At 70.9% G+C, this 5,761-nt stretch carries 6 protein-coding genes; 2 read left to right on the top strand and 4 right to left on the bottom strand.

The features are described 5' to 3' along the window. Positions 1–517, bottom strand: a 517-nt coding sequence (locus ASJ79_RS17190; protein ID WP_067957508.1) for a peptidase M50, incomplete at its 3' end; no start/stop codon positions are given. A 92-nt stretch (positions 518–609) separates the two neighbouring features. Between ASJ79_RS17190 and ASJ79_RS17185 the strand changes: the two genes are divergently transcribed. Continuing rightward, on the top strand, positions 610–1,905 hold the full coding sequence (locus tag ASJ79_RS17185; protein ID WP_067957505.1) for an adenylosuccinate synthase: 1,296 nt from the start codon (positions 610–612) through the stop codon (positions 1,903–1,905). After that, positions 1,902–2,546, top strand: a complete 645-nt coding sequence (locus ASJ79_RS17180) for a PaaI family thioesterase (RefSeq protein ID WP_067957501.1) — start codon at positions 1,902–1,904, stop codon at positions 2,544–2,546. The genes ASJ79_RS17185 and ASJ79_RS17180 overlap by 4 nt, the downstream gene beginning before the upstream one ends. Before the next feature lie 10 nt (positions 2,547–2,556). Here ASJ79_RS17180 and ASJ79_RS17175 read toward each other — a convergent pair whose 3' ends face one another. Genes ASJ79_RS17175 through ASJ79_RS17165 form a run of 3 tightly spaced genes read right to left on the bottom strand, consistent with a single transcriptional unit; the run spans position 2,557 to position 5,662 of the window. Then, positions 2,557–2,757, bottom strand: a complete 201-nt coding sequence (locus ASJ79_RS17175; protein WP_067957498.1) for a ferredoxin — start codon at positions 2,755–2,757, stop codon at positions 2,557–2,559. After that, on the bottom strand, positions 2,748–3,953 hold the full coding sequence (locus ASJ79_RS17170; protein WP_067957495.1) for a cytochrome P450: 1,206 nt from the start codon (positions 3,951–3,953) through the stop codon (positions 2,748–2,750). The genes ASJ79_RS17175 and ASJ79_RS17170 overlap by 10 nt, the downstream gene beginning before the upstream one ends. A 23-nt stretch (positions 3,954–3,976) precedes the next feature. After that, entirely contained in the window at positions 3,977–5,662 is a 1,686-nt protein-coding gene (locus tag ASJ79_RS17165; protein WP_231750887.1) for an MMPL family transporter, read from the bottom strand. Positions 5,663–5,761: the final 99 nt, after the last annotated feature.

The raw sequence follows: 5,761 nt of genomic DNA, 5'->3' as shown, positions 1-5,761 counted from the left end.
CCCACCCCCCCCCGCGAGCCGCCACGCGCGCGCCCACCCCACCGCCCCCCGGGGCCCGCCGCGCCGGCCCCCCCAACACGCGGGCCCGCAGCCCCGGCAGCGCCGCCGTCGGCTCGACGCGCACCCCGGCGACGTCACCGTCGAAGAGCCGTTCGTCGTCGACGACGGCCTCGCCGCGCAGGGTGCGCCGGCCCTCCGGCGGCAGCCACAGCGCCGCCTCGGTGATGACGGTTCCGGTCTCGTCGCGGATCAGCGGCACCCGGGCCGCGGCGGCGGTGCGGGCCCGTCTGCCCTGCCACGGGCGTCGCACGTGCGCCACCTCCACGTCGAGCCGGTCAGCGCGCAACAGCCGGGTCAGCACCACCGAAAGGTCCCGGTGGCTGCCGACGACGACGAGGCGGCGGTAACCGGCCAGGCGGTCGGCCTCTGCGGCCGGATCGAGGACGGGCAGATCGCGCAGCGACGGGGGAACGCGGTGGTCGCCCGGGCGCACGACCGCGACTGTTGACGGGTCCAACTCGTTCCTTGAGATAAGGTGGGTCACCGGCTGCACACTGTATCGAGCGCAGCTCGAGCGTGAAAAACAGCGGAAAGACGCGAAGGACTGCGATGCCGGCAATCGTCCTCATCGGCGCCCAGTGGGGCGACGAGGGCAAAGGAAAAGCCACCGACCTCCTCGGTGGACGGGTGCAGTGGGTGGTGCGCTACCAGGGCGGCAACAACGCCGGCCACACGGTGGTGCTGCCGACGGGCGAGAACTTCGCGCTGCACCTGATCCCGTCGGGGATCCTGACGCCGGGCGTGACGAACGTGATCGGCAACGGCGTCGTCGTCGACCCGGGTGTGCTGCTCACCGAACTCGAGGGTCTCGAGGACCGCGGCGTCGACACCGAGCGGCTGCTGATCTCGGCCGACGCCCATCTGCTGATGCCGTACCACGTCGCGATCGACAAGGTCGTGGAGCGCTACGCCGGCAGCAAGAAGATCGGCACCACCGGCCGGGGCATCGGCCCGTGTTACCAGGACAAGATCGCGCGCATCGGAATCCGGGTCGCCGACGTGCTCGACCCGCCGGTGCTCGCCGAGAAGATCGAGGGCGCACTCGATTTCAAGAACCAGGTGCTGGTCAAGATCTACAACCGCAAGGCGCTCGATCCCGCCGAGGTGGTCGAGAACCTGCTGGCCCAGGCCGAGGGGTTCAAGCACCGCATCGCCGACGCCCGGCTGCTGCTCAACCAGGCGCTCGAGCGCGGCGAGACCGTGCTGCTGGAAGGTTCCCAGGGCACCCTCCTCGACGTCGACCACGGCACGTATCCCTTTGTCACGTCGTCGAATCCGACCGCCGGTGGCGCGTCCGTCGGCTCCGGTATCGGGCCGACGCGGATCACGACGGTGCTCGGGATCCTGAAGGCCTACACCACCCGCGTCGGCTCGGGGCCGTTCCCCACCGAGCTGTTCGACGAGCACGGCGCCTACCTGGCCAAGACCGGCGGCGAGGTCGGTGTGACCACGGGCCGGGCCCGCCGGTGCGGGTGGTTCGACGCCGTGATCGCCCGGTACGCGACCAGGGTCAACGGCATCACCGACTACTTCCTGACCAAGCTCGACGTGTTGTCGAGCCTGGAGACCGTGCCGATCTGCGTCGGCTACACGGTGGACGGCAAGCGCACCGACGAGATGCCGATGACACAGAGCGACATCGCCCGCGCCGAGCCGATCTACGAGGAACTCCCCGGCTGGTGGGAGGACATCTCCGGGGCACGCGAGTTCGACGACCTGCCCGCCAAGGCCCGCGACTACGTGCTGCGGCTGGAAGAGCTTGCCGGAGCCCATATCTCGTGCATCGGGGTGGGGCCGGGCCGCGACCAGACGATCGTGCGGCGAGACATCCTGGCCGCGCCGTGACCGACGATGGGCTGGATCCGCGGCGCGTCGACCCCGAATACGACCACCACGGCGGATTTCCGGTGTTCGAGGCCGCCGAGCCCGGGCCCGGTTTCGCGCGTTTCCTCACCGCGATGCGGCGGGCGCAGGACCTGGCCGTGTCGGTGAACCCGGATCCCGACACCTGGGACGAGGCCGCCGACCGGGTCGAGGACCTGGTCAAGCTGCTCGAGCCGTACCGGGCCGGTGAGGGGGTCGGCCCGGCCAACCGGGTGCCGTCGCTGCCGGGCGCGGGCAGCCTGCTGATGCCGCCGTGGACCGTGACCAAGTTCGAGGCCGACGGCGTCGAGCTGGAGGTCACGTTCAGCCGGTACCACGTCGGCGGCAACTCCGCCGTGCACGGCGGGGTCCTGCCGCTGCTGTTCGATTCGATGTTCGGCATGGTGATCCACGCGACCGGCCGGCCGATCAGCCGCACCGCGTTCCTGCACGTGGACTACCGCAGGGTGACCCCGATCGACACGGTGCTGACCGCACGGGGCCGGCTCCGGGAAGCCGACGGCCGCAAGGCGTTCGTCAACGCCGAGCTGCTCGACGCCGACGGCAACGTACTCGCCGAGTCGAACGGACTGATGATCAGGTTGTTGCCCGGTCAGCCGTGACGGGGTGAGGTCACTCCTGTAGACCCAGCGCGCTCGCCGGACACAATTTGACCGCCTCCCGCGCGCGTTCAGCCGCGTCGCCGGTCACCTCCTCGTCGAGGATGACCACGATGCCGTCGTCGTCCTGGTCGAAGACGTCCCCCGCGACCATCACGCAGTTGCCCGCCTGGATGCACAACTCGCGGTCCGCGACAACCTTGCTCACCAGCACACCTCCAACGACTTCAGACCGTAGATGAAGTGGAACGACCGGAACTGCACATCGGCGAAGTTCTCGGCCAGCGCCAGCGTCGGGAAGCGGCGCAGCAGTGCCGGGAACGCGATCTGCATCTCCATCCGGGCCAGCGGGGCACCGAGGCAGTGGTGCACGCCGTGGCCGAACGCCAGGTGCCCGGGCGCTCCCCGCCCGATGTCGAAACGGTCGGGCGCATCGACGAATTCGCTGTCGCGGTTACCCGAGGGCAGCGACGCGAAGACCAGTTGCCCGGCCGGGATCTCCACGCCGGCGATGACGACATCGGTGGTGGTGATGCGCGGGATCGCGGTGTGCACGATCGACAGCCAGCGCAGCAGTTCCTCCACCGCGGGCGCCACCGCGTCCGGGTCCTCGCGCACCGCGGCGAGCTGATCCGGGTGGCGCAGCAGCGCAAGAGTGCCCAACGCCAACATGTTCGAGGTGGTCTCGTGGCCGGCCAGCAGCAGCAGACCGGCGATCCCGATCAGTTCGTCGTCGGTCAGCTCGCCGCCGTGCTCGCGCACGAGCATCCCGAGGATGTCGTCGCCGGGACGCGTCCGCGCGCCGGCCACGAGGCTGCCCATGTAGGCGCGGCCCTCGCGCGCCAATTCCAGGCGTTCCGGTATCGGGATCGACAGATCGAGCTGACGGGCGCTGCGGCGCTGGAAATCGTCGCGGTCGGCGTACGGCACCCCCAGCAGCTCGCAGATCACCAGGGACGGAATCGGCAGCGCGAAGTGCTCGACGAGGTCGGCTCCGGGCCCCGCCGCGGCGAGCACATCCAGTTGTGCGTCGACGATCTCGACGATGCGCGGCTGCAACCGCTGCATCCGCCGGTGCGTGAACTCACCGGTGAGCATGCGCCGCAGACGCTGGTGCTCGGGCGGGTCGAGCCCGAGCAGGTTCCCGGCCCGGCTGCGGGACTGCTCCTCCTCGTCGATCGGCGGCGCGCCGGGAACGACGAAACCGGGCGGGCGGCCGTTGGAGAACCGCGCATGGTCGGACAGCACGGTCTTGATGTCGTCGTAGCGGGTGATCAGGTACGCCGACATCCCGAACGCGTTGGTGACGGTTCGCACGCCCTCTGTCTCTCGGATCTCGCGCAGCTGCGGCGTCGGGTCGAACGCGTCGCGCCGCATGTGCACCGGTGGCAGGGCAGGGGCCGCAGTCATACTTACCGAACGTACGCCCGGTTCTACGGCGACGCCCGCAGCGCAGGCCACCAGATCCGCGGACCGATCAACGTGAACAGCGCGGGAATGATCACCGTGCGCACCACGAAGGTGTCCAGCAGGATGCCGAGCCCGACGATGATGCCGACCTGGGTGAGCACGATCAGCGGCAGCACCCCGAGCACACAGAACACCGCCGCCAGCACGATGCCCGCGCTGGTGATCACCGCACCGGTCGCCGACACGGCCCGCACGATGCCGTCGCGGGTGCCATCCCGGCCGGCAGCGTCGGGCGTCTCCTCCCGGGCCCGGGTGACCAGGAAGATCGTGTAGTCGACGCCGAGGGCCACCAGGAACAGGAACGCGAACAGCGGCGCGGTGTTGTCCAGGGCCGGGAAGCCGAAGACGTGCACACTGGCCCAACTGCCCAGGCCCAGCGCGGCCAGGGAGCTCAGCACCGTGGTCGCGATCAGCACCAACGGTGCCAGCGCTGCGCGCAGCAGCGCATACAGCACGACCAGCACCACGATCAGAATCGCCGGGATCACGACCGCGCGGTCGTGCCCGGCCGCGGAGGCCGCGTCGCGCGCCGTGGCGTCCGAACCGCCGACCAGTGCGTCCGGATCCACGCGGTGGACCGAATCACGAAGTGCGTCAACGGTTTCAAACGCCTCGTCGGTGGCCGGGGCGGCGTCGAGGACCACCGACCATTGGCTCAGCCCGTCCGGTGAGTTTCCGGCAGGCAGGACCGAGACCACGCCGGGGGTGGCGCTGATCGCGCGCTGCACCTCGGCCGCGCGGCCGGTGGACGCGATCACCCTGGCGGGGTCGGTGAGTCCGCTGGGGAAGTGCTCGGCCAGCGTCTCGAAACCGGCGACCGACTCGGCCTGCACACGGAACTGTTCGGTCTGCGACAGCCCGACGGGGGTGCCCAGCAGTCCCGTGCACAGCAGCGCCAGCGCACCGATCGACAGCACCGCCACGCGGGCTGGCCGGCGCGCGACGGCGGTGGCGATCCGGTGCCAGACGCCGCTGTCGGTCAGCGGCCGGGCGCCGACCGCGGGGACGAAGGGCCAGAACAGCCGGCGGCCGAACACCCCGAGCGCCGGCGGCAGCACCAGCATCACGAAAACCGCGGCGATCACCAGTCCCGACGCGGCCTGTACGCCGAGGCTGCGGGTGCTCGGCGACGACGCGAACAGCAGCGTGAGCAGCGCCAGCACCACGGTGGCGTTGCTCGCGACGATCGCCGGACCGGCGCGGCGCACCGCGGTGTGCAGTGCCTCGCGGTGGGACTCGGTGCGGCCGAGCTCTTCCCGATAGCGGGAGATCAGCAGCAGCGCGTAGTTGGTGCCCGCGCCGAAGACCAGCACGCTGGTGATGCCCGAGGTGGAGCCGTCCGGGCTCATGCCGAGCGCGTCGGCCACCCAAGCGCCGACGACGGCCGCCACCCGGTCGGCGAAGCCGATCACCAGCAGCGGCACCAGCCACAGCACCGGTGAGCGGTAGGTGACGATGAGCAGCAGGGCCACCACGGCCGCGGTGACCGCGAGCAGCGTGACGTTGGCGCCGGAGAAGGAGTCGGCGATGTCGGCGCCGAACGCGGGGCCGCCGGTCACCTGCGCCCTCAGCTCGCCGGGCAGGCCGTCGGTGGCCGCGCTGCGCACCTCCTTGACCTTGTCGGCGAGGACGAGCGCGACGATCAGCATGGGCCGGACCTGGGTCGGAGGGGCACGCGACTAGTTGCTGCCCCGGTTGAACTGGTTGAACCCACCGTCGTTGCCGGCGCCGGAGTCGACCGGGGCGGC

The organism is Mycobacterium sp. NAZ190054 (assembly GCF_001545925.1).
Taxonomy (GTDB): domain Bacteria; phylum Actinomycetota; class Actinomycetes; order Mycobacteriales; family Mycobacteriaceae; genus Mycobacterium.
Note: the sequence above shows the minus strand (reverse complement) of the source record. Positions and strands in the feature narration are given on the sequence as shown.

Excerpts from the sequence above, each read along its gene's own strand:
- ASJ79_RS17185 (WP_067957505.1), top strand. The coding sequence starts at position 610 with ATGCCGGCAATCGTCCTCATCGGCGCCCAGTGGGGCGACGAGGGCAAA.
- ASJ79_RS17170 (WP_067957495.1), bottom strand. The coding sequence starts at position 3,953 with ATGACTGCGGCCCCTGCCCTGCCACCGGTGCACATGCGGCGCGACGCG.
- ASJ79_RS17165 (WP_231750887.1), bottom strand. The coding sequence starts at position 5,662 with ATGCTGATCGTCGCGCTCGTCCTCGCCGACAAGGTCAAGGAGGTGCGC.